The 22,741-nt window shown below is 38.1% G+C and carries 23 protein-coding genes and 1 other annotated feature (1 of these 24 running past the window's edge); of the genes, 5 read left to right on the forward strand and 18 right to left on the reverse strand.

Annotated features, from left to right (window positions below; all coding sequences use genetic code 11):
• Nucleotides 1-4 precede the first annotated feature (4 nt).
• From ACTHOQ_RS00905 to ACTHOQ_RS00920, 4 genes are all read right to left on the reverse strand, one after another.
• Nucleotides 5-1,198 (reverse strand): aldehyde dehydrogenase, encoded by a 1,194-nt coding sequence (locus ACTHOQ_RS00905; RefSeq protein WP_440493772.1) that lies wholly within the window; start codon nt 1,196-1,198, stop codon nt 5-7.
• Between the two features lie 251 nt (nt 1,199-1,449).
• Nucleotides 1,450-2,571, reverse strand: a complete 1,122-nt coding sequence (locus ACTHOQ_RS00910) for a virulence factor (RefSeq protein ID WP_440493773.1) — start codon at nt 2,569-2,571, stop codon at nt 1,450-1,452.
• A 10-nt stretch (nt 2,572-2,581) separates the two neighbouring features.
• The gene (locus ACTHOQ_RS00915; RefSeq protein ID WP_440493774.1) at nt 2,582-4,468 is read right to left on the reverse strand and encodes an ABC-F family ATP-binding cassette domain-containing protein; all 1,887 of its coding nucleotides are present in this window, start codon (nt 4,466-4,468) and stop codon (nt 2,582-2,584) included.
• Nucleotides 4,465-5,097, reverse strand: coding sequence for an HD domain-containing protein (locus ACTHOQ_RS00920; RefSeq protein ID WP_440493775.1), 633 nt, complete (start codon nt 5,095-5,097; stop codon nt 4,465-4,467). The genes ACTHOQ_RS00915 and ACTHOQ_RS00920 overlap by 4 nt, the downstream gene beginning before the upstream one ends.
• Before the next feature lie 277 nt (nt 5,098-5,374).
• On the opposite strand from ACTHOQ_RS00920, the gene ACTHOQ_RS00925 reads away from it, so the two are divergent.
• Nucleotides 5,375-5,527, forward strand: coding sequence for a hypothetical protein (locus tag ACTHOQ_RS00925; protein WP_440493776.1), 153 nt, complete (start codon nt 5,375-5,377; stop codon nt 5,525-5,527).
• 95 nt (nt 5,528-5,622) lie between these two features.
• Here ACTHOQ_RS00925 and ACTHOQ_RS00930 read toward each other — a convergent pair whose 3' ends face one another.
• The gene (locus tag ACTHOQ_RS00930; protein ID WP_440493777.1) at nt 5,623-7,302 is read right to left on the reverse strand and encodes a formate--tetrahydrofolate ligase; all 1,680 of its coding nucleotides are present in this window, start codon (nt 7,300-7,302) and stop codon (nt 5,623-5,625) included.
• A 192-nt stretch (nt 7,303-7,494) separates the two neighbouring features.
• Between ACTHOQ_RS00930 and ACTHOQ_RS00935 the strand changes: the two genes are divergently transcribed.
• Entirely contained in the window at nt 7,495-7,695 is a 201-nt protein-coding gene (locus ACTHOQ_RS00935; protein ID WP_440493778.1) for a cold-shock protein, read from the forward strand.
• A gap of 123 nt (nt 7,696-7,818) precedes the next feature.
• On the opposite strand, the gene ACTHOQ_RS00940 is transcribed toward ACTHOQ_RS00935, so the two are convergent.
• From ACTHOQ_RS00940 to ACTHOQ_RS00955, 4 genes are all read right to left on the reverse strand, one after another.
• Entirely contained in the window at nt 7,819-8,055 is a 237-nt protein-coding gene (locus tag ACTHOQ_RS00940) for a hypothetical protein (RefSeq protein ID WP_440493779.1), read from the reverse strand.
• An 18-nt stretch (nt 8,056-8,073) separates the two neighbouring features.
• Nucleotides 8,074-8,889, reverse strand: a complete 816-nt coding sequence (locus ACTHOQ_RS00945; protein WP_440493780.1) for a VOC family protein — start codon at nt 8,887-8,889, stop codon at nt 8,074-8,076.
• A gap of 84 nt (nt 8,890-8,973) precedes the next feature.
• Nucleotides 8,974-9,636 carry a phosphopantothenoylcysteine decarboxylase domain-containing protein gene (locus ACTHOQ_RS00950; RefSeq protein WP_440493781.1) on the reverse strand — a complete coding sequence of 221 codons (663 nt, stop codon included), beginning with the start codon at nt 9,634-9,636 and terminating at the stop codon, nt 8,974-8,976.
• 13 nt (nt 9,637-9,649) lie between these two features.
• Nucleotides 9,650-10,522 (reverse strand): LysR family transcriptional regulator, encoded by an 873-nt coding sequence (locus tag ACTHOQ_RS00955; protein WP_440493782.1) that lies wholly within the window; start codon nt 10,520-10,522, stop codon nt 9,650-9,652.
• A 134-nt stretch (nt 10,523-10,656) separates the two neighbouring features.
• Between ACTHOQ_RS00955 and ACTHOQ_RS00960 the strand changes: the two genes are divergently transcribed.
• A complete protein-coding gene (locus ACTHOQ_RS00960; RefSeq protein ID WP_440493783.1) occupies nt 10,657-11,565 on the forward strand; it encodes a DMT family transporter in 909 nt (302 codons plus the stop codon).
• A gap of 236 nt (nt 11,566-11,801) precedes the next feature.
• The gene (locus ACTHOQ_RS00965) at nt 11,802-12,791 is read left to right on the forward strand and encodes an SEC-C metal-binding domain-containing protein (RefSeq protein WP_440493784.1); all 990 of its coding nucleotides are present in this window, start codon (nt 11,802-11,804) and stop codon (nt 12,789-12,791) included.
• A gap of 289 nt (nt 12,792-13,080) precedes the next feature.
• On the opposite strand, the gene ACTHOQ_RS00970 is transcribed toward ACTHOQ_RS00965, so the two are convergent.
• Nucleotides 13,081-13,272, reverse strand: a complete 192-nt coding sequence (locus ACTHOQ_RS00970; protein WP_440493785.1) for a zinc-finger domain-containing protein — start codon at nt 13,270-13,272, stop codon at nt 13,081-13,083.
• Nucleotides 13,273-13,382: 110 nt separating this feature from the next.
• On the opposite strand from ACTHOQ_RS00970, the gene ACTHOQ_RS00975 reads away from it, so the two are divergent.
• Complete coding sequence (locus tag ACTHOQ_RS00975) at nt 13,383-13,784, forward strand: reverse transcriptase-like protein (RefSeq protein ID WP_440493786.1); 402 nt, start codon at nt 13,383-13,385, stop codon at nt 13,782-13,784.
• 109 nt (nt 13,785-13,893) lie between these two features.
• Here the strand turns inward: ACTHOQ_RS00975 and ACTHOQ_RS00980 are convergent, their stop codons facing one another.
• The 8 genes from ACTHOQ_RS00980 to argS form a co-directional block, all read right to left on the reverse strand.
• Nucleotides 13,894-15,084 (reverse strand): MFS transporter, encoded by a 1,191-nt coding sequence (locus ACTHOQ_RS00980; RefSeq protein WP_440493787.1) that lies wholly within the window; start codon nt 15,082-15,084, stop codon nt 13,894-13,896.
• 5 nt (nt 15,085-15,089) lie between these two features.
• Nucleotides 15,090-15,488, reverse strand: a complete 399-nt coding sequence (locus tag ACTHOQ_RS00985) for a MarR family winged helix-turn-helix transcriptional regulator (RefSeq protein WP_440493788.1) — start codon at nt 15,486-15,488, stop codon at nt 15,090-15,092.
• Nucleotides 15,489-15,631: 143 nt separating this feature from the next.
• Complete coding sequence (gene coaW / locus ACTHOQ_RS00990) at nt 15,632-16,468, reverse strand: type II pantothenate kinase (protein ID WP_440493789.1); 837 nt, start codon at nt 16,466-16,468, stop codon at nt 15,632-15,634.
• A 104-nt stretch (nt 16,469-16,572) separates the two neighbouring features.
• The gene (locus ACTHOQ_RS00995) at nt 16,573-17,634 is read right to left on the reverse strand and encodes a 3'-5' exonuclease (protein WP_440493790.1); all 1,062 of its coding nucleotides are present in this window, start codon (nt 17,632-17,634) and stop codon (nt 16,573-16,575) included.
• Between the two features lie 449 nt (nt 17,635-18,083).
• A complete protein-coding gene (locus ACTHOQ_RS01000; protein WP_440493791.1) occupies nt 18,084-18,659 on the reverse strand; it encodes a GNAT family N-acetyltransferase in 576 nt (191 codons plus the stop codon).
• 604 nt (nt 18,660-19,263) lie between these two features.
• The gene (locus ACTHOQ_RS01005; RefSeq protein WP_440493792.1) at nt 19,264-19,788 is read right to left on the reverse strand and encodes a GNAT family N-acetyltransferase; all 525 of its coding nucleotides are present in this window, start codon (nt 19,786-19,788) and stop codon (nt 19,264-19,266) included.
• 452 nt (nt 19,789-20,240) lie between these two features.
• On the reverse strand, nt 20,241-20,792 hold the full coding sequence (locus tag ACTHOQ_RS01010; RefSeq protein ID WP_440493793.1) for a hypothetical protein: 552 nt from the start codon (nt 20,790-20,792) through the stop codon (nt 20,241-20,243).
• A gap of 196 nt (nt 20,793-20,988) precedes the next feature.
• Nucleotides 20,989-22,665, reverse strand: a complete 1,677-nt coding sequence (gene argS, locus ACTHOQ_RS01015; protein WP_440493794.1) for an arginine--tRNA ligase — start codon at nt 22,663-22,665, stop codon at nt 20,989-20,991.
• Between the two features lie 52 nt (nt 22,666-22,717).
• Nucleotides 22,718-22,741: a binding site (T-box leader), on the reverse strand; it runs 194 nt beyond the window's last position.

Here is a 22,741-nt window from a genome sequence, read left to right on the forward strand (position 1 = left end):
CCGGCTAAATAAATTGAGCCAATTGCTTTGGAAACAGCACTTTGTCTGCAAACCATATAGGCAGCAGCTTCGATTTATCGCCAATATAAATTACTACGATTTCTATCATTTTTAATTTCTTATAATGAATAACAGCTGCTCTCCATTCTTCTTCATTCGGCAAATCCTTAAACAGCAGTTCATTGCAAAGCAAATAAATCTTCCCGCTGTTGCTATGGGACAGCTCTAACTTCAACATTGTAAAAGCATAGTTGATTACACCTTTAAAATTGATTGGTTTCGTCTTGTCACCGAAAGATTTGTTAAATTCAAAGTAATGTTCGAAGTCAATATTTCCATTTAATGCAATCATTTCTTGGTCTATTGTTTGTGCAAAAGGCAGAAAAACAAAATTATGCTCGTTTTTTCGGGAGAACTCGGAAACAGCTACTGCCAATGCTGTTTGTAGATTTAAGCTTCTTTTCATTGAAACATCTTTTTGTACACAAAACACATATGTACTGCTTGGGTCCAAGCCAATGTTTAAAAATTGCTCTGTTTGAAATTTTGATTTCCAAAACAACACTTCCGAAAAATGCTGTGACTCCAGGTAATTCATAAGTCTTGCCAAATTTTCATTGCTTACTGTTTCCCATACATTTTCCCCGAATAATTGCTCCACTGCATTCGCTTCTTCCAATACTTCCTCGGTAATCAAATCATATGTAGAATTGAATTTATATAAATTCACATACCAGTCGTTTTGAATTTTCAATAATATTTCCCGTTGTAGCGCCCTATCCCGAATATCATTTTCGATACCTATTGAATACTCGCTCTTAATAGTTTTGAATTTCAATAGTTTTTCAAGTGCGGAAAAATAATTTTTTGCTATTTTTTTCAATATATAGAGAGAAATCATAAACTTCTTTTCAGAAGAGTTCGTTAAATATTCAAACTGCATTTTTTCCACATTTCTTGATGAAAAAAACTCCAAAACAAAAATCCGCCATTCTTTTAGCTTTACGTTTCCCTCTACTATTTCATTTTTATAACCTTCTCCAATTTCGAAAAGTGACCATATATCATGAAAAAATAAATAAAAATCGCTACTTTCCAAAAATGTTGTATCCTCAAATTGAGCGGAGTATAACAGCTTTAATAATGCTTCCTTACGACCATTTTCCAAAAGACTTGGATTTTTCAATAATAGTTCCATTTTGATACATCAACCCCTTTCACAATTTTAAATATATACTAAATATTCAAAAATTACCATTTTTATTAGCGATAACTAATCGACACCGACACGACAAAAAACGACACCATTATTACGAAAAATTGCTTTATCTTAACAAAACCATGACTATCAATGTATGCTTATCCCCACTTTCGGGTTTCCGTAAAATTAAAAAAGCTGCTAACGATGCCTGAATATCGTTAACAACTTTATAAAATAGAGATTTTTTACTATCCTTTGCGGCTCTCCGTCATTTGTTTCCAAACAGAGCCTTTTGCTTCTTCCCCGCCTTCTATTCGGGCCAATGCCATTTTTGCTTGTAACTTCACTTCGAATTCTTTATCCTCACTCGCTGCTTTTAAAGCTGTAACAGCATGCTCTGTTCCAGCTTCATACAGATACATAGCCGCGCGCCAACGAACGAGTTTATTTTTGTCCGCTAATGCGGCAATCATTGCGTATTCAAATTCCGGCAATCCTAAATCGCTCATACAGTCACCTGCTGTACGGCGAACTGCCGCACTTTTGTCATTTAATGCTTTCGTTAATGCAGGCACGACCGCTACATCCTCAATCATGCCTAAATATACTGTTGCAAGACGTCGTATTGACATTTGCTCATCTTCTAATGCCTTTTCCAATAACGGAATGTCCTTTACTTCCGGATCAGGAAGCTGGTCGAGCAGCTGAAAGCGCTGTTGCCAATCTTCCACTTGCGCATATTGCTGCAATGTTACTTCTTTACGCTCTTGTGCAGCTGTAATGACATGGGAATTTGCCGACTGAACAATCGACTCAACACGATGCTGTGGATAAAGTGCATCGACTTCTTTCATTACTTCTTGTACAACTTGTTCTTTATCCCCGTAACGAACACCGAAGTCCACCCATTTTCGTTCAAAAATGTAATTTTCATCTGATACAGTAAATTGAAGACGTTTAAATGCGGATGTAAAACGATCTCCCGCGCTCAGGCGAATTTCCCCTTCACTATCAAATGCTTTAATTTGCAAAGGTATCGCTTTATACATTTGCACATGAACATTCACTTCACCGTAATGCTCATTCATTTCATACTCTGTATTTTCAGCTGCTTGTCCCCCGACAGCACGGCGAATATCGGCCAAAATATTTTCCCATGTATATTTAGCATTACGTTCCACCGCTAAAAAGTTCGAAACATGATAAATCCCCTTCACTCCTTCTACAGCAAAAATCGCTTGCAGCTCCGGTGATGCTTCATCAATATTCTCTTTTTTATAATTAAAACTTTTACCAAATGGCAAATCTTGATCGATGACAATTTTCATTGAATTTGGGCTTGGTGTCGGTTCAATTGATAAAATTTTCATTGTTATGCTCCTATCCGTTTACGATTTCGTCTAAATAGCTCCAACGCTCGATTAAATGTTCGTATTCCTGATTATATTTTTCCAGATCGGCCGTCAGCTGTTGAAGCTTTGTAAAATCAGATCCTGCATTCGCGATTTCCTCTTCCGTTTGCATGATCTTTTCTTCCATATCGGCAATTGTGTCTGCGATGGTCTCCCACTCTTTTTGTTCTTTAAATGACAGCTTTTTCTTTTCGGGCTTTGTTTTTTCCGATTTAGGTTTCTCTTGTTTTACTTCCTTTGCTTCTTGCTGCAGCTCGGCCTCTTTTTTCGCTAAATAATCTGTATATATGTCCAGGCTTTCTAATACGCCGCCTTTCCCGTCCAGAATCCAAAGCTTTTTAGCAATACGATCTAAAAAGAAGCGGTCATGGGAAATCGTAATTACTACACCCGGAAAGTTTTCGATAAAGTCTTCAAGCACACCCAATGTTTCGATATCCAAATCATTCGTTGGCTCATCTAAGAGCAGTACGTTCGGTTGCTCCATTAGCAGGCGCAGTAAATGAAGGCGTTTCCGTTCCCCGCCTGACAATTTGCTTATCGGTGTTCCATGGGTATTGAGCGGGAATAAGAATCGCTCCAGCATTTGTGAAGCCGAATACCGGACCCCTTCCCCATCTGTAATATCGTTCGAAGCTTCACGAATATAGTCGATCATACGGGCATTTTCATTCATTGCGGGCAATGCTTGTTTAAAATGCAGGCGCTTTACCGTTGAGCCGACAATAACTTCCCCTGCATCTGGCTCAATTTCGCCTGCAAGCATATTCAGTAATGTCGATTTTCCATAGCCGTTTGCCCCAATTATGCCAATGCGGTCACCGTGCTGAAGCAGAAACTGGAAATCCTTAATAATCGTGCGGTCCCCATACGCTTTTGAAATCCCATCCGATTCCAACACTTTTTTGCCTAAACGCGTTGTTGCCAAGCTCAACTCTAAATCGGTTTGGTCGTTTGAACGGTCAATTGATTCATCCAATGTTTCGAAGCGTTGAATACGTGCCTTTTGTTTCGTTGTTCTCGCCTTCGCGCCGCGTCGAATCCATTTAAGCTCAGAGCGATAGCGATTCCGCAGCTTAGCCTGTGACGCAGCATTCATCTCTTCCCGAATGGCACGCGCTTCCAAATAATCTCCGTACGAACCTGTATGGCGGTATAAAGTTTTGTCCGCCAATTCATATATATGTGTCGCAGTTTCATCTAAAAAATAACGATCATGCGTAATGAAAATAACCGCGCCTTTTAAACGCGAAACCATATCCTGCAGCCATTCTGTAGATGTAACATCCAAATGGTTCGTCGGCTCATCCAGCAAATAGAGATCTGCCGGCTCAATTAATACTTTCGCCAATGCGACACGCTTTTGTTGTCCCCCGGAAAGATCTGTTACGTTTTGATCAAACATATCGATTCCCAGTTTCGTCAATGCCTGCTTTGCTAATGCATTCACATCCCATGCGTTTTCGGAATCCATTTGCTGCTGTAAGCGAAACAATTCATTTTGCAGCTTTTCCGATTGCGGGTTTTGCGATAATGCTGTAACTGCTTCTTCATATGCGCGGTTTAGCTTCAATATTGGTGAATCCCCGCTAAATACTGCTTGAAGTACTGTTAAATTGTCCGGAAACTGAGGGTCCTGCTCCAAATACGCGATGCGATACTTATTCGGATGGTCAAAGTCTACCATATCTGCATCCTGCTTCCTTGCCAATATCGATAATAATGTTGATTTTCCTGTACCGTTTATGCCGATTAAGCCTGCGCGTTCCCCTTCGTAAATAGTAAATTCAATATTTTGAAATAGCGTTTTATCGCCTACTGTTTTTGTTAAATTTGATACGATTAAATGGCTCATGAAATCCCGTCTCTTTCTTTTTTTAACTGCTCCAGAAATTGTACCATAAAGGCATGGCGTTCTTCAGCCATTTCGCGCCCCTTTGCTGTAACCATTAAATCTTTCAATAATAATAATTTTTCATAAAAGTGTGTTACAGTCGCTGTTGACTGGGTCCGGTACTGCTCCTCCGTCATATTGAATCGGGCTTCTTCACCATCATCGTACAATTTGCGCCCTTTCGCCCCTCCATATGAAAATGTGCGCGCAATCCCTACTGCCCCGATTGCATCAAGTCGATCCGCATCCCGTACGATTTTCGATTCTACCGTCGTCGCTTCTAATACATTTCCGCCATTAAACGAAACTTCGGCAATGACTGTTCGGATATGGCTTTTTTCATTTTCGGTTATTCCGATTTCGTCTAGAATCCGTTCTTCCTGCGCCTTGTCTTCCGCATATTTTGCATCGCTTACATCATGCAATAACACTGCTAACGAGACGATTTTCTCGTTTGCCAAAGGCTCGGTTTTCAGGATTGCCATTGCATTTGCGTATACCCGTTCAATATGCTGAAAATCATGGCTTGCATCCATATTTTCATAAATTTCTTTTACTAATTGCTCACATTTCACTAATACATCAGTCATATTCAACCCACCATTTTCTTTTTATGCTTCTCCGTATTTATTTTAACATGAGTCGTCCAGCAACTTCAGTTATTCAGCATAATATTTACTCTGATGCCTCTTGCAAGCCTTATTACCACCCACGCTAAATAGCAACTTTCAAGCAAAAAATCAAGCATCTTTATTTTCCCGAAAAAGTTTTTTGTCTAAAGTGTGAACAATTATATTGTATTTTACAAACATCTATCATATAATAGCAATAAGGAAACACAAAACAGAGAAAAAGGAAGTGTTAGTTATGCAAAGAATTATGCAAGCTGTAGCACCTAATATGAATGATAGTCAACGTAAAGGTTTAATCGTCATTTCACCAATTTTAATCGGATCAGTAGCATATGGAGCAAGTGCCACTTTCATGATTGTTACTAACCTATTCGAAATCATGTTTTAAAGGAATCAAAAATTTTGGACAATAACAATACAAACTAAAGAAACGTATTCGCATGAACAATCACACGAATACGTTTCTTCTTTGTTTTTTAATTTTTAAAACAGGCCAATAGCACTGCCGTCTTCCGCAACGTCCATACGCAATGCTGCTGGTTGTTTTGGCAAACCTGGCATTGTCATAATGTCCCCCGTCAGACACACAAGGAATCCTGCACCTAATTTCGGAATGATTTCGCGAATTGTGACAACGAAATCTGTTGGACGACCGAGTAAGCGTGGCTGATCCGATAATGAATACTGCGTTTTTGCCATACATATAGGCAAGTTATCCCAACCATTTTTCTCGATTGTCGCCAATTGCTTTTTTGCTGCTTCTGTTAATTGCACACTTTTCCCGCCATACACTTGCTGAACAATTTTCGTTAATTTTTGCTCCACTGTTTCCTGAAGCTCATATAAATGATGGAATGTATTCGGCTGTTCAATTACTTCCAGCACTTGCTCAGCTAGTTCAATGCCACCTTTACCTCCATCTTCCCATACATTTGTGCGAGCGATCCGCACTCCATTTGTTTTTGCCCATTGTAAAACAGTACGTAGCTCGTTTTCCGTATCTGTAATAAAACGGTTTAATGCTATAACCGGTTCAAGACCGAAATTACGAACATTCTCGACATGCTGCGCTAAATTTGTAATCCCTGCTTTTAATGCTTCCACATTTTCTTCAATTAAATTTGCTTTTGCTATGCCACCATGCATTTTCAGTGCACGAATTGTTGCGACAACGACTACAGCACTAGGCTTAAACTTTGCCTCTCGCGCTTTAATATTTAAAAATTTCTCCGCTCCTAAATCAGAACCGAACCCTGCTTCCGTAATAACGATATCGGCAAGTTTACGAGCTGTTTGTGTAGCTATTATGGAGTTGCAACCATGTGCGATATTTGCAAAGGGTCCGCCATGAATAAGCGCAGGTGTCCCTTCAATCGTCTGTACTAAGTTCGGATTCAATGCTTCCTTTAAAATTAAAGCGAGCGCCCCTTCCACTTGCAGATCGCTTACTGTTACCGGCTCACGGTCATATGTATAACCAATCACGATACGTGCCAAGCGTTGTTTCAAATCATGAATGCTTGTCGCTAAACAGAATATGGCCATAATTTCGGATGCTACCGTAATATCGAACCCGTCTTCACGCGGTACACCTTGTAAAGGACCACCTAAACCTACTGTAACGTGTCGCAATGCTCGGTCGTTTAAATCCACTACCCGCTTCCAAATAATTCGGCGCGGATCAATATTGAGTGCATTGCCTTGATGGATATGATTATCAATAAGTGCTGATAATGCATTGTTTGCTGTAGTGATTGCGTGAAAATCACCATTGAAATGCAAGTTGATTTGCTCCATCGGCAATACTTGCGCATAACCACCGCCAGTAGCGCCGCCCTTTACGCCCATTACCGGTCCTAATGATGGCTCACGCAATGCGACCATCACGCGCTTGTTTAATTGATGGAGTGCGTCCGCCAATCCTACCGTTACAGTTGATTTCCCTTCTCCTGCTGGTGTAGGGCTAATTGCCGTAACAAGCACGACTTTTGCATTTGCCTCACCTATAATTTTGCTCGTATCAATTTTTGCTTTGTAGCGACCATATTGTTCGACTGCCTCTAATGGAATTTGTGCATTTTCCGCAATTTCCACAATTGGTTTCATTGCAGCATTATTTGCTATTTCAATGTCTGTTAAAGGTTTTTTCGTCGTCGTTGTCATATTTAGCCCTGCTTTCATAATATGTAGTCGTTATAATTATAGTCTGTTTTATCTGAATTCATAAACAAAAAAGACCGCGTAAATCGACAAATTATTGACATCGCTTGTCTTTTTAGTATATAGTTTATTCGTAATATTCTGTACTCTTAATGTTTCATCAATTGAATTTGACAGTATCGGAGGAGAAAGCGGATGCACCAAGGCACTGTAAAATGGTTTGATAATGAAAAAGGTTACGGATTTATAGAATGTAATAATGGTGAAGATGTTTTTGTACACTTTACTGGCATAAAAGACGAGGGGTTTCGTTCACTTGATGAAGGGCAAGCCGTTGAATTTGATGTGATTGATGGCATTCGGGGTCCTCAAGCAGCGAATGTCGTGAAAAAATAAATATAGCTGTAAACGAGTCTGCCAACACATCGTTTACAGCTTCTTTTTTCTGTATAAGAAGTATATTCTATCACACCGTCATAACTTTGCGATAAATTATCAATTTCTAGCACTTTAGCGCTTTTATTCTTTTTCTACAATAACAAAATCTTTGTTGCTATTTTTATCATTTAATGTTTTCAACACATTTGCGATCGACCCAATATAGTGGGCCGGCTCATCATTTTCATTTTCATATACGTAAATATTATAGTCAGTACGATTCGCCTTTTTCACAATCACATTCCCTGTGGAAGTTGTGAAACCAATATATTTATTGTTATTAAGCTGTTGGATTGCTTGCTGTTTCGTTAAGCCCATTTTTTCACCTTTGAATTTTTATTTTTTTGATATATTAACCATTTCATAGCGTGCGCCATCTATCGTAATTAATTTCGTTTCTTGTGCGCCTGAAAGTACAGCCTTTTTTATTCCATAGCCATTTTCAAGCATAAAATCCCAAACAATACCTTCTCCAATCGGTTTTGCGAAAATGAGCTTAACGCCATCGAGCAAAACGATTGTATACTCGGCATTTGCCTCTAAATCTTCCTTTTTTAAAATAGCAGCCCCGCAAAGTTCGGCAATTTGATTCACTGCATCAAAATTCGGCACGACAAAATGCACTGCTTCAAGCGTTAAATCACCTAATGGATGTTTTGCTATTACACCACGCTCCATTAATTCTTTGCGTCGAATACCGTCCCCCTCATCCCATTGAATGAAAAACGGAAAGTCGATTTTAGAGTTTGGATGACCGATATGAAGCAGCTGCCAACTAATTTCCGAGCCGTCCTCGCGTTTTCTAGTGAAGCGTTCCGGGCCAAAAACTTCCAGACCGGCCTGTGCAAACATTTTCGCATCTTCCTCGATAGTTGTTGTGCGAATTGCAAAACGTATTAAGCCATCTTTGCGTCGGCTTTTTTCATAGCTAGCGTGCAACGTATAATTTTTATTTGCTGCTTCTTTGTATTTTTCTTCATCCTCAATACCGATTAATTCAATGTAGGATAAATCAAAATAGCTTAATGTATTATATGTGCCCCATGCTTCATGGCTGCCACCTGCCACTGCATGAAACCCTTCTTGTTGAAGTTGATGCATTGTTTTTTCAGGCTGATGGACAAAGTGAACTAAATGATCGAATTGATACATGATTAAACCTCTTTTCAAATTCAAATAGAAAGAATATTCCCATTATAACATTTAGCATCTGAGCGAAGCAGCAGTAATAAATATTTATGAAAACAAGTCGATTAATGCAATTGCCGCAGCTTGTTTGCCGGCCACCTTTATCGTTTCCCCCGACTGGTGAATAATATAATGCGGCTCCATCGCCCCATACAGGGATTTTGAACTATTTGCGACCATATAATCCGCTTTTGCGCTTTTCATGCGTAATGCGGCACGCTCGATTAAATAATTTTCATCGTCGGTAGCTTCCAATTTAAATCCTATCAAAGTCGTATTAGGGTTCCAACTTTTTACTTGTGCCAGTATTTTCGGGGCCTTTTTAAAATGGATAATCGGTGGTTCATCAGAAGGCATTTTCCCTTTTTCCGTCAGTTCATTGCCGCTTTGATCAAACACTTTATCAATTAGCCAATCAGAGCCGGCCACCGCCATAATAACATAATCGATGCACTCTTTTTGCAAAATGGTTTTTAGCTGCTTTCCTAAATCCTCAATTCCTTCAAATTTAATAAGCTGCATATCCTTTTCATGCTCTGGAAGCTGTGCAAAAACGCCGTGCATATAAATGACATCTGCCCCTTTTTCCAATGCGGCTTCCGCTAAATAGCACCCCATCGTTCCTTTTGATAAATTCGTATGGCCGCGCACATTATCCCATTTTTCAAAAGTGCCGCCGCTTGTTATTAATACTTTTTTTCCTGTTAACATTGTTGGTCCCCTTTTATTGTTTTGCATCTGCAAGCCATTGCCGGAGTACTTCCACAAATTTTTGCGATGCTGGTGAAAGTTTCTGCTTCGTCGATAAACCGATAATACGATAGCTTTCCTGCACGAGCGGCAAGGCCTTCACATTATTCGGCAACATTGAAATCGCCATTTCCGGTAAAATACTAATTCCCACATTATGCTCCACCATCGATACAATCGCCTTCTCATCATAGAGTTCGAAGCGGATATTCGGATGGACTCCGTATTTTTCGAATGCAGTCATCACATCATTTGTCCCTTTATATGATGGCATAATGATTGGTGTATTTTCAATTTCCAATAAATTAATCTCTGTTCTATCATATAGCGGACTATCGGACGACACAATACATAACAGCGGATCTCGCTTTAATGGCATAAATTCAAATTGTTTCGAGCTTGTCCGGTTTAAAAAGCCGCAATCGACCTCACCTTTCAATAGCCATTGTTCAATTTCATAGTAATCCCCTTCCCGGAGTTCAATGCGGATTCCGGGATATTGGGAATCCATAATATGAATAATATTCGGCATCCAATGTGTGGAAATCGTCGAAATAAGCCCTACACGCACCGTTCCTTTATTCACGCCTAAAATATTCGATGCTGCTTGCTGCAAATGTTCCTGTGCCAGCAGAACTTTGCGCATTTCATACAGCATTTGCATTCCATCTTCCGTTAATGTAACACCTGTTCGATTTCGATGAATTAAATTAAACCCGAATTCCTTCTCCAAGCTCGATATGGCATGACTTACGGCAGATTGTGTGAGCCCTAAACTTGTTGCCGCTTTTGTGAAGCTATGCACTTCCGCAACTTTATTCAAAATTTCATATTTCACTAAACTCATTATAATTCACTCCACAATATATTTTACATCATGAATTTTTTTCATATTAACCATTATAAACATTCGTTTTACTAATCACAACGCACAGATTATACTGTTTTATAACAGTAATGTACTTATTTTTCAGAAATGTGGTGACATCTTTGAGTTTACAGGGAAAAGCAAATGTTTTAATGATTATCGTTACGATGTTTTGGGGGCTATCCTATACCTTTATGGTGATGGGGCTTGAAATTTTGGAAACCTATAATGTTGTAGCATTGCGATGTTTAATCGCATTTATCATTGCGGGGCTAATCTTTTTGCCGAAGATGTTGCGCGTCAATGCAAAAACAATTTTCTATTCATCCATTCAAGGTTTTTTGCTGTTTTCGGTTTTTGCCTTATCACTTTTCGGATTAAAAACGACTTCTGCAAGCAATGCGGGCTTTATTTTAAGCTTAACTGTTGTATTGGTGCCTATCTTTACAAGCTTTTTGGAAAAACGACTCCCTTCACGGGCAGTAAGCTTTGCCGTTGTTGCGACAATGATAGGGATTATAATTTTAACATTTAAAGAATCGCTTTCTTTCCAGCCAGGTGATTTATTAGTTGCGATTGCTGCGGTTTGCTACTCTGTCTACTTAATATTAAACAGTAAATTCACGAAAGACGTGGAATCGATTTCTTACGGTGTGTACCAGTTAGGTGTCGCTGGTTTATTCGGCGCAATTTTTACAATATTATTTGAATCCCCGCAGCTTCCGTCAACTTCAACGGGTTGGGTTGCTATTTTAGGATTGGGCATTATTTGTACAGCATTTTGCTTTATTGCACAAGCTGTTGTACAACAATATACATCCCCTACACATACGGGTTTAATTTTTTCTTTGGAACCAATTTTTGCGGCGATTTTTGCAGTGATCTTCCTAGGTGAAGGACTGACTTCGCAGCTATTAATCGGTGGCGCATTTATTTTAATCGGAAATTTTGTTGCTCAGCTTGAACAATTGATATCGATGAAAAAATTAACTGCAGCCGCTCAATCTGAGACAACGATATAATACTGGGAGGCATGGTGATTATTGCGCCATTTCTCCTTTTTTTCTTTAAGGCAGAGATTTTTATTCTATTTTTGTTCTATTTTAAATCATTTTTTAATATAATAAAAAATGTGACTATTTTTCTGATAGTTCTAAAAAGATAATCAGTTTTCATAATAACATTCTGACGTTATTATAAAGAATAGCATTGCTACAATAACAAGTATTTAACAAGTTGTATTAAAGGAAGTGTTACAATGGTTATGGTTGGACGTAATGACCAATGCATATGTGGTAGCGGAAAAAAATATAAGAAATGTTGCGAAGGGAAAAACCAAGTTACTTCGATGAACGTTTTCCAAGATGAAATTGAAAACGTGCTGCAAACATTCTATAGTAACTACCCAGAAAGAAAAGATATTCGAGAGTTTATGGAATTAGTGCAAATTTGGGCCCCTAAGCTTGAAAAAAAGTTACACAAAGAATTAGTAGAAGCAGTTGCCTTGGATGAATTTTTCTTCCATCAGCGCCCGGATATTTGGAAAAATTTCCTGTTAAAAACAGCAAAGAAAGCTATGCGCCCATCGATGATCGAATTGTTGCAAACATGGGAAAAGCCAATTTTCTTCATTGGTATCGTAGAAGAAGTGAACAACGATTATTTTACGGCTATTTCTGCATTAGATGGTACAAGCTATCATATTCAGCGTGAAAGTCATAAATCTATTCCATTAGGGATGCGTGTATTCGCATTTTTATTGCCTGATGGTTCTAAAAAGGAAAATCATGTTTTAGCCGTTTCGACATTAATTTTCTTCCATAAAGAACATGCGATATCATTTGAGCAATTTACAGATGCTTTTAATGCAAGTGGTTTATCACTCGAGCAATTCGCAAAAGAAAAACACCTATTATTATGGGAAGGTTTAGTAGAAAACGGCTACGAAGGCGAAGAGTTCACGCCGTTTGAACAAGAAGTGGTTGAGCAGCTAAAAGAATTCATGACAGACAAATCCATCGATAATGAAAGCTTTGTAATGCTCGTTGAAGATTATTTAATTGAAAAACAGCCCTCAGCCCGAAAAGCAGGAGCTATTGCTGCTGGCGCTATTCGTTTCGGTCAAGATCATGATTTATTAGGCCAAAAATTCACTGTTAAAGAAATCGGCGAAAGCTTTAGCGTTTCCCCGTCTTCATTGAATAAATATTATCAGGAATTAACTGCTTTCTACAAAGAAAAGCAATAAAATCAAATTAGCTACTTTCGAGACATCGAAAGTAGCTTTTATATTATGCGAAAATAAAAAAACGATTCGTAAATTAGCCGTGATGCTGCGCTAATTACAAATCGTTTTTTCCCTTTGCAATAAAGGGATTAAAAAATGAAGAAATTTTTCAACGGAAACCACTCCGTTGAAGGATTTACCTATAGAACATAAATCTGTACCAAAGATTTATAAAGGTAAATAAGAAATACTTAATAAGTATATCAAAAAAATATCATTTTTCAACAATATAGCAAATGTTAAAAAATTATCATTTTTCACTAATTTTCATTATTTCTTCACCTAAAAACTGAAGCTGTTCTCCTACTGTGCAGCTTTCTATACAGAAACGATGTGCTCCTTGCTTCCCTCGAGTTTTTCGAAGGTCACGAATGACAAGGCAATCCACACAGTACGTATCTGTTAATTGATCTATATCTTTCATTACATCAACTTTATTCAATTCATGTGCCTCCTCTAATTTGTTTTACTATTGTACGCTATTTTATTTCTTTTCTCCAACTTCCATCCTTTTGCTATACTTGATGTATGTGAAGCAAAAGGAGCGGTTTAATGCTAGAAGTATACATTGATGGCGCAAGTGCCGGCAATCCTGGTCCGAGTGGAATCGGGATTTTTATAAAAGGTGAAGGACATCACTTAAAAATAAGCGAACCAATAGGCAATACAAATAATCATCAGGCAGAATTCACTGCACTAGTGCGCGGATTGGAAGAAGCGCTGAAAATCGGCTCATCGTTTGTTTCGATGCGCTCCGACTCGAAAATAGTTGTAAGTTCAATCGACAAAGCATATGTCAAAAACGAGGAATTTAAGCCATATTTGCAACAAGCGTTATCCCTTATTGAACAGTTTGAGCTTTTTTTCATAAAATGGATTCCCGATAAAGACAATAAAGCCGCAGATGTACTTGCACGTGAAGCGATTTTGAAGAATTCATCAGAAACATTATAGCGCCGGTTCAGACTTTGCAATTGATGCACCTAACATTTCGATGTTTTGCACTATCTTCTCAATAAAAAACGATTCATTTATCAAAAAACACATAAATGAATCGTTTTCTTCAGTTTTGCGTGTTTGGTTTTCTGTAAACGAAAAACAGCATGTAAATTATAAATACGACAACCAATAATGCAGCCGAACTAATATAAACTAGTTCATAGCCTAAGTTTACCGCAACAATTCCCAATACATACGAACCGATTGCAATTCCTATATCGAATAGAGTAAAATACGTTGCCGTAGCATAACCGCTGCGCTTAGCGGAAGTTGATTGAATGCATAACGATTGGAAACTTGTCGTCAATGTCCCGTACCCTGCCCCGATAAAGATGGCCGATAATAAAAATGTAACGGATTGATCCGCATTTGCCAGTATGACAAGCCCAATCATAAATAAAAAGAACGAAGGGATAATAACATATTTTGCCCCGAGTGTATCATAAATTTTGCCTGTGAACGGACGGATGGAAATCATTGCAACCGCAAATACAGCGTAAAAATAACTTGCCGCCCCGAGTAAATTCTTTTCTTCTGCATAGAGCGATAAAAAAGATAAAACACTTGCATAAGAAAATGCAATCAAGCAGGCGATTGCTGCTATCGGCAATGCTTTACGCTCAAATAAATCATTGAATGAAAATTTCAAATTACGGTCTTTCACTAATGGTGCCGGCAAATCTTTCGTCTGTATTGTTAATGCAAGTAATCCGCCAATGGCAACAAACACGGACAACACGATAAATAATACATTGAAGCTTGCATATTGAATGATCAGCAAGCCAAAAAATGGTCCGAATACAACGGCTAAATTCGTAGACATCGTAAAATATCCAAGGCCTGTTCCTTTGCGATTTGCCGGGATAATATCTGCAGCCAATGAACCTGCCGCTGTTGTAGCAATACTAAACCAAATCCCTTGGAAAAATCGCAATGCCAACAATAAAATAAATGGTTTAAAAACTAAATATAAAATCGTGCATATTAAATAAATAAAAAGGCTGATTATAAGCAATCGCTTTTTCCCAAACAAATCAAGCAGCTTCCCGCAAAATGGTCGCATAATAATTGCTGATAATAAGAAAATAGTTACGAGCAGTCCGGAATCGTCATCCGATTTCCCTAAAACCCCAATCGCATATAACGGTAATGTTGTAATTAAACCATAAAATACAAAAAAGACTGCCATATTCGTAAAAAACAGGCTGATAAAACGCTTCGTAAAAATTTTATTCTGTTGTTCTTGTTGCTCCATATACACTATCCTTCCATCTTTTCCAGTAAATCAATTAGGAGTTCCTGTTCTTCCTGTGATAAATGCTCAGTTATTTTTTGTTCAAATGATAAGACAGATGCTTCGACTGCCGGAAACTGCGCAAACGCATACTTCGTTAAAGCGATTATTTTTTCGCGTTTATCATTGCCTTGCCGTCTTTCCACCCAGCCAAGCGTTTCCAATCGCGTCACTGTTCTTGTAATAGTCGGTGCTTCCACATTCAAGTATTTCCAAATTTCCGTTAAAGACATCGGTCCATTTTGATGCAGTAAAAAAAGAATTGTCCACTGTGAGCTAAACAGACTATGCGGTTTTAACGCTTCATTTAATTGATTGACTAAATTCCGGTTTTGCTGAAAAAACATATGAAATAACGGATTCATTCCATTCACCTCTAATTTATTTACCTAGCTAAATATATTCGTACCTTATATGTTACGCCTCACGAAATAATATGTAAAGCAGTATAGCAAAAAAATACAAAAAAGAAGCATTTAAACTAAACTGCTAGCTTAAATGCTTCCGCTTATATTTTATTGTGTTCGCGAATATTTAAAAGGGCGCCGATAGCACCGGAAAATCCGCAATCTTTCAAAAATACAGGTTTATGCTTTTTCAAAATCGTATAATGTTCGATAACTTTTATAAGTTGGTCATTGTCTATTAATGTTGAACCGATATATACAATATTTTCAGTATGATGCTGCTCCGCAAGCTGAATGCTTAACGTGGAAATCACTTCCCCTATTAGCCCTTGCGTTGTAGCTAAAACATCATTTTGCATGAATTTGCGTTTCTCGGTAATTCCTACTTTACCAAAATTACTGGCCGTTAAATTGCCGTCAATCGGTGTATCCATACCTTGATAAATATCTTTTACAAGTAAATCGATTCCTTCGCGATCCCCTTGAAAAGCATGTGTCTTTATTACATCAAAATCCGAAATGCCTGTCATGATTGTTGAAAGCCCGATTAATGTGCCGCCGCCAACACCTGTCCCGCCAACACGCTTATGTGTATTCCCGTCCATATAGTGAATTGATGTTCCCGTACCAATGTTTGTAATGATACTTTGGTTGATGGCGTGTCCTTCTTTCTCCAGTAAATAGCGCACACCTTTTAAAGTTGCTTCAAATTCAACGATATATTCAATCGACTTCATCGTTTTCAGAACGTCGCGCAATTGTTCCGTCCGTCCCCCTGTTAAGCCGATTTCTTCTACTTGAGGATGTTTTTCTAACCATTCTTTAACTAAATGCATTTCATTAGATGGAAAGACTGTCAATGTAAGCTCCTGATGTTCATTCAAATATGCAAGCTTTGTCAACGTACCCCCTGTATCAATTCCAATCCATGTTGACATAAAATATTCTCCTTTATCATTCCCGCGAGTAATTCGTACTTCCCTATCATAACGTAATGAGCAAACGCAATAAAGAAAAAATTCTCCTATTATGGGAGAATTCATTATACCTGAATTATATTTTTTTCGATTAAAGCCCGTTTATAAAATTCCTCGACAAATACATGCTCGTATTTTCGAATCAAACGCAGAATCTTTGCTTCATATGAATGTGTAGATTCATCAACTAAATGAAATTTTGCGATGATTTCTTCTTTTTTCAATAAATTAGCCAATGTCATCACTTCTGTTTTAGGCAATGTCACTTGATGCAGCTTCAATATTTTTGACATAGAGCGTAATGCGGTGCGCGAAATTAAAATTTTCCCTGCCGCCTCAGCGGAAATTTGCTGTAAGAACTGCTTTGCCTGCTCATTCGGTTTAATATTGATTTTTTCTGTAATTGTCGCTTCGCCATCTTCTCCCTGCCGTTCAATCGTTTGAATGGTGAAAGGTAGTTCATCCCGAAATGTATTCATCGTTTGAATATGTATTTGTTCATTTTCAACTTTACAATATGTCGCTGAAATCACTAATTCATAAGTTGTTTCAAGCATACGGAAGTTTGTTAACAACAGTAAAAAATTATTTGTTTGTTGCTGTTCGATCAGTTTTTCCCCGTCTACTTCCATAAAGATGGACAAAAGACTCGCAGCATCAGCTAAAGCGCGGTGCTGTGTTTCGTTTTCCAATCCGAGCTGAGCCATTAAGCCTCCTAAAGAAGGCTGTTCCTTCAATGCATGCGCAATCATATATTTTTGCTGAAAATCAATCATCGGATATAAACAATCATTTTTTATGTAATTACGCATCAATTCTTCTTCCAGCACTTTGCGATCAAATTCGCCAAATGTCAGAAATACATAATCCTGTTTGCACCAGCGTTTAAACTTATAAAACGCCTCTTTAAAGGAAGGGGCATCAAGAAGCTGTTCAGTTGTAATCCCTGTTAATTTTTGAATATGCGTATTTAATCTTTTGAATTTATATGGCTGGATCAACTGTGTAAATGTTTCAGTTGTCCCATCCGGCAACCATTTTACTGCACCTATTTCTATAATATATTGTTTTCCGCGGATAAGTGCTGCTTCCACGTCTATGCTAATGTATGTTTTTGTTCTTTCCAAATTTTTCACCTACTATTTTAATAACCGACAAATTCAATTTTAGAAAAAAGAATATTCCTTTTAATTAAGGCTCAACACCAAAATAAGCTCTTGACAGCACATGCTGCTACAGGCTGACGCTTTCCGTGGTTGTGGTCAATCCCCCCGTCGCTGCGCTCCTGCGGTGTATCGGCCGTCATATTTATCTCGCTGGATTTGCCGCAATCCGTTCCATGTGCCTTTATACGAATCGCATATTTATCAAGCATCTATTTTAATCTATACCCAATATTTAAATATGTTCTTATTGTATATGAAATTGCGCAAGATGACACGACAATGTTCACATATGCATTACAATTCGTTCCAAAAGGCGTTAATTTAGTAAATGTTAGGGTTTAAAATAAGTTAACTAAAAAGATGATGCCCGGTCAGCAGTAAACTTTTCCTGACCAGGCATCACTTTTTAGTTATAATAATTCATCCACAAATCTTGCTTTCAGATGTTCCCAATCATCCGGAACGACACTGTACATTACAGTATGCCGGATTATGCCTTCTTTACGTATCATATGGTTGCGCAACACGCCTTCTTTAACTGCCCCGATTCGTTCTATCGCTTTTTGCGAGCGCACATTCTCATGTCCTGTTTTAATTTGCACACGATTTAACTGCAACTGTTCAAAACAATATCGCAATAATAAAAACTTGCAATTCGTATTGATCGCTGAACGCCATACGTTAGGGTGATACCATGTAGATCCTATTTCCAGTCGTTTATGGTCGAGTGAAATATCCAAAAATGATGTACAGCCGACAAGTTCATTCGTTCTTTTATCAATGACGGCAAACATATAGGAACTACCCTTTTCACGTTCATCAATCGCTTTTTTAATATAGCTTCCCACTGCTGCAGAATGAAGCAAAGTTACTGACATATGCTCCCAGATGCGCGCATCGTTTGCGGCTGATGTGATTGCTTCTAGATCGCTTAACTGAACGGGTCTTAATAATACGACTTCATTTTCCAAAACAATATTCTCCATTTATCCTTCTCCTGTCATTATTAGCTTTTTGCTGTATGCTTTCCCTTAATAGCCTGTCCACTTTAGCATAGCGACCCTTCAATTGTTTGACTTTAGCTGACCATGTCTAAATTTTTCGGTTAATCGAATCATCTTAAATGGGCTATTTCCCTGGAAAAATATATACGGAATTTTTCAAAAAGGAACAAGGCTAAAAAAAGAATTGTTATTATTTTAGATTGCTTACTTTTCATTCTCCCTATCTACATATTCTTTTCTGTAATCTACTTTTTCCACTAGTATACATCTTCTCTATATTAAATTTTACCTGCTTTACAAAATTTTTTGTTCGTTAGACAACTTCAACATACATCACAACTGTTTTTAACTATTGGGTAATTATAACAAAAGGTGAAGCCATTCATCTAGCTATTCCCAGTTCCATATGTCCACATCCCCCAGCTGCACTTCATGAACCCCTGTTTCACCGCGCAGTTTTAACAGCTCCTCAAAAGCATATGTTGCATTAAATTGTTATTTTACTGATTGCTTACGATAGCTTTTTTCCTTATCCACTAAAAAGCAGTCACCTTTTATCCGGTAACTGCTTCATCAATAATTATTTTTAAAATGGATATTCGTCCAATTTTATCGGTGTTATTTTATTTTGTTTCCAATCCTCATAAATCGATGCATATAGAACGGTATCCGCAATTGTGCCGTCTTCGTTTTCCCACGCATTTCGCAAATAGCCTTCCTTTACAAATCCGGCTTTGGCAAAGCATTTGCGCATCGCCAAATTGTCGGCGCGAGTGTAGCCCTCAATGCGGATTTTCCCTTTCTCACCATAAAGATAATCCTTTAACCACTGCAATGACTTCACACCTAATCCATTACCTCGCGCGCTTTTCGTTAAACGAAGGTCAAATAAGGGGATTGTGTCTTCTATATCATCGATTATAACAATCCCCACTTTTTCCCCGTCCATCGCAATCCAAAAAGTCTCTCTTCCGTCCGTATAGTAGCCCTTTATCACAGCCTGTTCAACTGCTTCTTTATTAATAATTGGCTTTGTATGAAATATCCAATCATTTGAACATAATAAATCCACGAGCTCATCTAATTCTGAATTGAATTTTGTAATTTTCATCATCTGGCCTCATTTTGCAGTTAAATTTCCTTTCAATTTGCCAATTCGTTGTTATGAATAATTCCTTCAACAAACTGATCAATCCTTTTTTCCCTCTATGCATGGATGGTGATTACTTTCATTAACCGTTAATAATTTTGCACTCGGCAATAACCCGCCGCCTCTACTGCATATTCATAATTATAATGCGCATCATACAGGTCTCCATAAACAAACACTTTCGTATTCATATGCAGCAACTGTGGACATAAATCAAAGTGTCACACATAACGGTTCGCCTTCCCCAACTGCGAATTTCTCTAATACACCGTTTTCTGTACGAGTCAACTGCTGTCCTCACATTATTCAACATCATCCTTTTGCAATCTTCAGATAAATAGGCGTATGAGATCACTATTTTGGCATACTCCTAAAAATCCTTTTTCTTTCATCATACATTTATTTTAGTTGAATTAAAACAACTGTTGATTGATTAAGTTTCTCCCCCATTCTTCTATTATCTCATATTTAATAAAAGCTTCTTTCTTTCCGTCGCCAATAATGATTCCATTTTCACTTAACCAAATAGAGTAGTTTTTGTTTTCAATATTCAATACCATGCTCGGTGCTGTAGTTTGCTTCAGCGTTTCCCATAATAGTTGGTTTAAAAATGTTTGCAATCCAGTATTATTTTTAAAATTGACATACAGATTTGACGATGTGTTCACTTTTTTTATCTCTTTTGCTACAACAACCTGTTTAAAACCTGTCTCTGTTTGAAACCCGTAAAGCATCCCCTTATGAACCAACACCTTATCTCCCATTTGAAATGTTTGTTCCTCATTTTTTGGCATAATAAAAAGCTGTTGTTCTAGCCAATTCTTTTCTTCCGCCATTGACATCACCCTAGCATTTTCGCCTTCATATAAAATAACAGCCTCGAAAGATTGAGCCGCCGGGATAGGAACACTTCTGTCTTTTTCAGCCTTGATCGCATCAACAAGTACTAAATGTTTATGTACCACTTCATGAAATTGCGGATATGCCGCTTTATATTTTGGCAGAAGCTTTTCATAAATAAGCGCCTGCTGTGCCTGTAACATCAAATAATTTTGACGATATTCTTTTAACGTCCAAAAGAAGCAGTCACCTTTTACTTGGCCACTGCTTCATCAATAACTTTTTTTAAAGTGTACTTTCTTTCATTTCGTTACATTCAATTTACATATTATTAGGCGCCTCAATCCCTAATAGCTTCAACCCATCTTTTAATACAGTCGCTATCGAAAAACATAACAATAATCGGCTTGCTTTTAATTCATCTTCAACCAGAATTTTTGTGCGGGCATAATATTTATTGAACGTCCGCGCCAATTGCAGCACATATTTAGCAATTATCGAAGGATCCGCTTGTTCGTAGCTTTCAGCAACGATTTGCGGATACTGCTGCAGTTGCATCACACTTCCCCAAGCCGCACTCTCTAGCTCTTGCGCAATTATTTCATCAGCAACTGCAAACTGTGCTTTTTCCAGAATTGATACGATACGGGCATGCGTATATTGCACATATGGCCCTGTTTCCCCTTCGAAATTCATCATTTGCTCCAGCGAAAATTCGATATCGTTAAGACGGTAATTTTTCAGGTCATTGAAAATAACAGCTCCGATACCAACTTTTTTCGCAATCTCCTGCTTATTTCGTAAGCCCGGATTTTTTTCCGCAATATTATTTGCTGCTGTTTCAACCGCTTCGTTTAATACATCCTTCAATAAAATAACTCTACCTTTGCGAGTGGACATTTTTTTGCCGTCTTTCAGCATCATTCCAAAAGGCACATGCTGAAGGTATTTTGACCATTCATAGCCCATTTTATCGATGACTTTAAAGAACTGCTTGAAATGGAGTGTTTGCTCATTCCCCACGACGTAAAAGATTTTTGCGGGCTCATACTTTTGATATCTATAAAAAGCCGCCGCCAAATCGCGTGTAGCGTACAATGTAGCCCCGTCCTGCTTCGTAATTAAACATGGCGGCATATCGTTAAGCTCCACAACATTCGCACCATCCGATAATGTTAACAAATGCCTACTTTTCAATTCCTCTACAACCGAGGGCATTTTATCGTTGTAAAACGCCTCCCCCTCAAACGAATCGAATTCAATTTGAAGCTGCTCATAAATTTCTTTAAATTCCTGTAATGATGCTGTTTTAAACCAGTTCCATAAAGCAATTGCGCCTTCATCCTCATTTTCGAGTGCCTTAAATGCCGCCCTTGCCTCATCATTTAATGCTTCATCCTTTTCAGCCTCTTTATGGAATTTGACGTATAATTTCAGCAGCTCCTCAATCGGTGCTGCCATTACCTGTTCTTTCTTGCCCCAAAGCCGGTATGCCACAATCAGTTTTCCAAATTGCGTGCCCCAATCTCCTAAATGATTTACACGCACAACGTCATAGCCATTTTTCTCTGCAATATTAGCGAGCGCATTTCCAATTACAGTAGAACGTAGATGCCCCATTGAAAATGGCTTGGCGATATTCGGCGATGAAAAGTCAATGACAATTTTTTTATTGTTTTTCTGTTTTTGGCCATATGTTTCACGTAATGCAGCAATTTCGCTCAATACCTCTTTTGTTACTTCCGCTTTATTCACAAACAAATTAATATAGCCGCCGACTACTTGCAATTTTCGCACAAAAGGATTCTGAATATTTTTACTTATTTCCTCGGCAATAATGTTCGATGCTTTCCCGAATTTTTTCGCCAATGTAAAGCATGGAAACGCAATATCTCCTAAATGCTCGTACTTTGGTTTTTCCAATAGCCTTTCGATTTCTTCAATTGTTAATTTTTTGTTTACTGCATCGTGTATAATTCCTGCCACTTTTTCGTTCACGTTATCTCCTCCGATTAATTAAAATGAAAATAAAAAAGCCCTCGTCTCCAAATATAGAGACGAGAGCGAGGATTCC

This window comes from Solibacillus silvestris (assembly GCF_051967575.1).
In the GTDB taxonomy this organism is placed as follows: Bacteria; Bacillota; Bacilli; order Bacillales_A; family Planococcaceae; genus Solibacillus; species Solibacillus silvestris_B.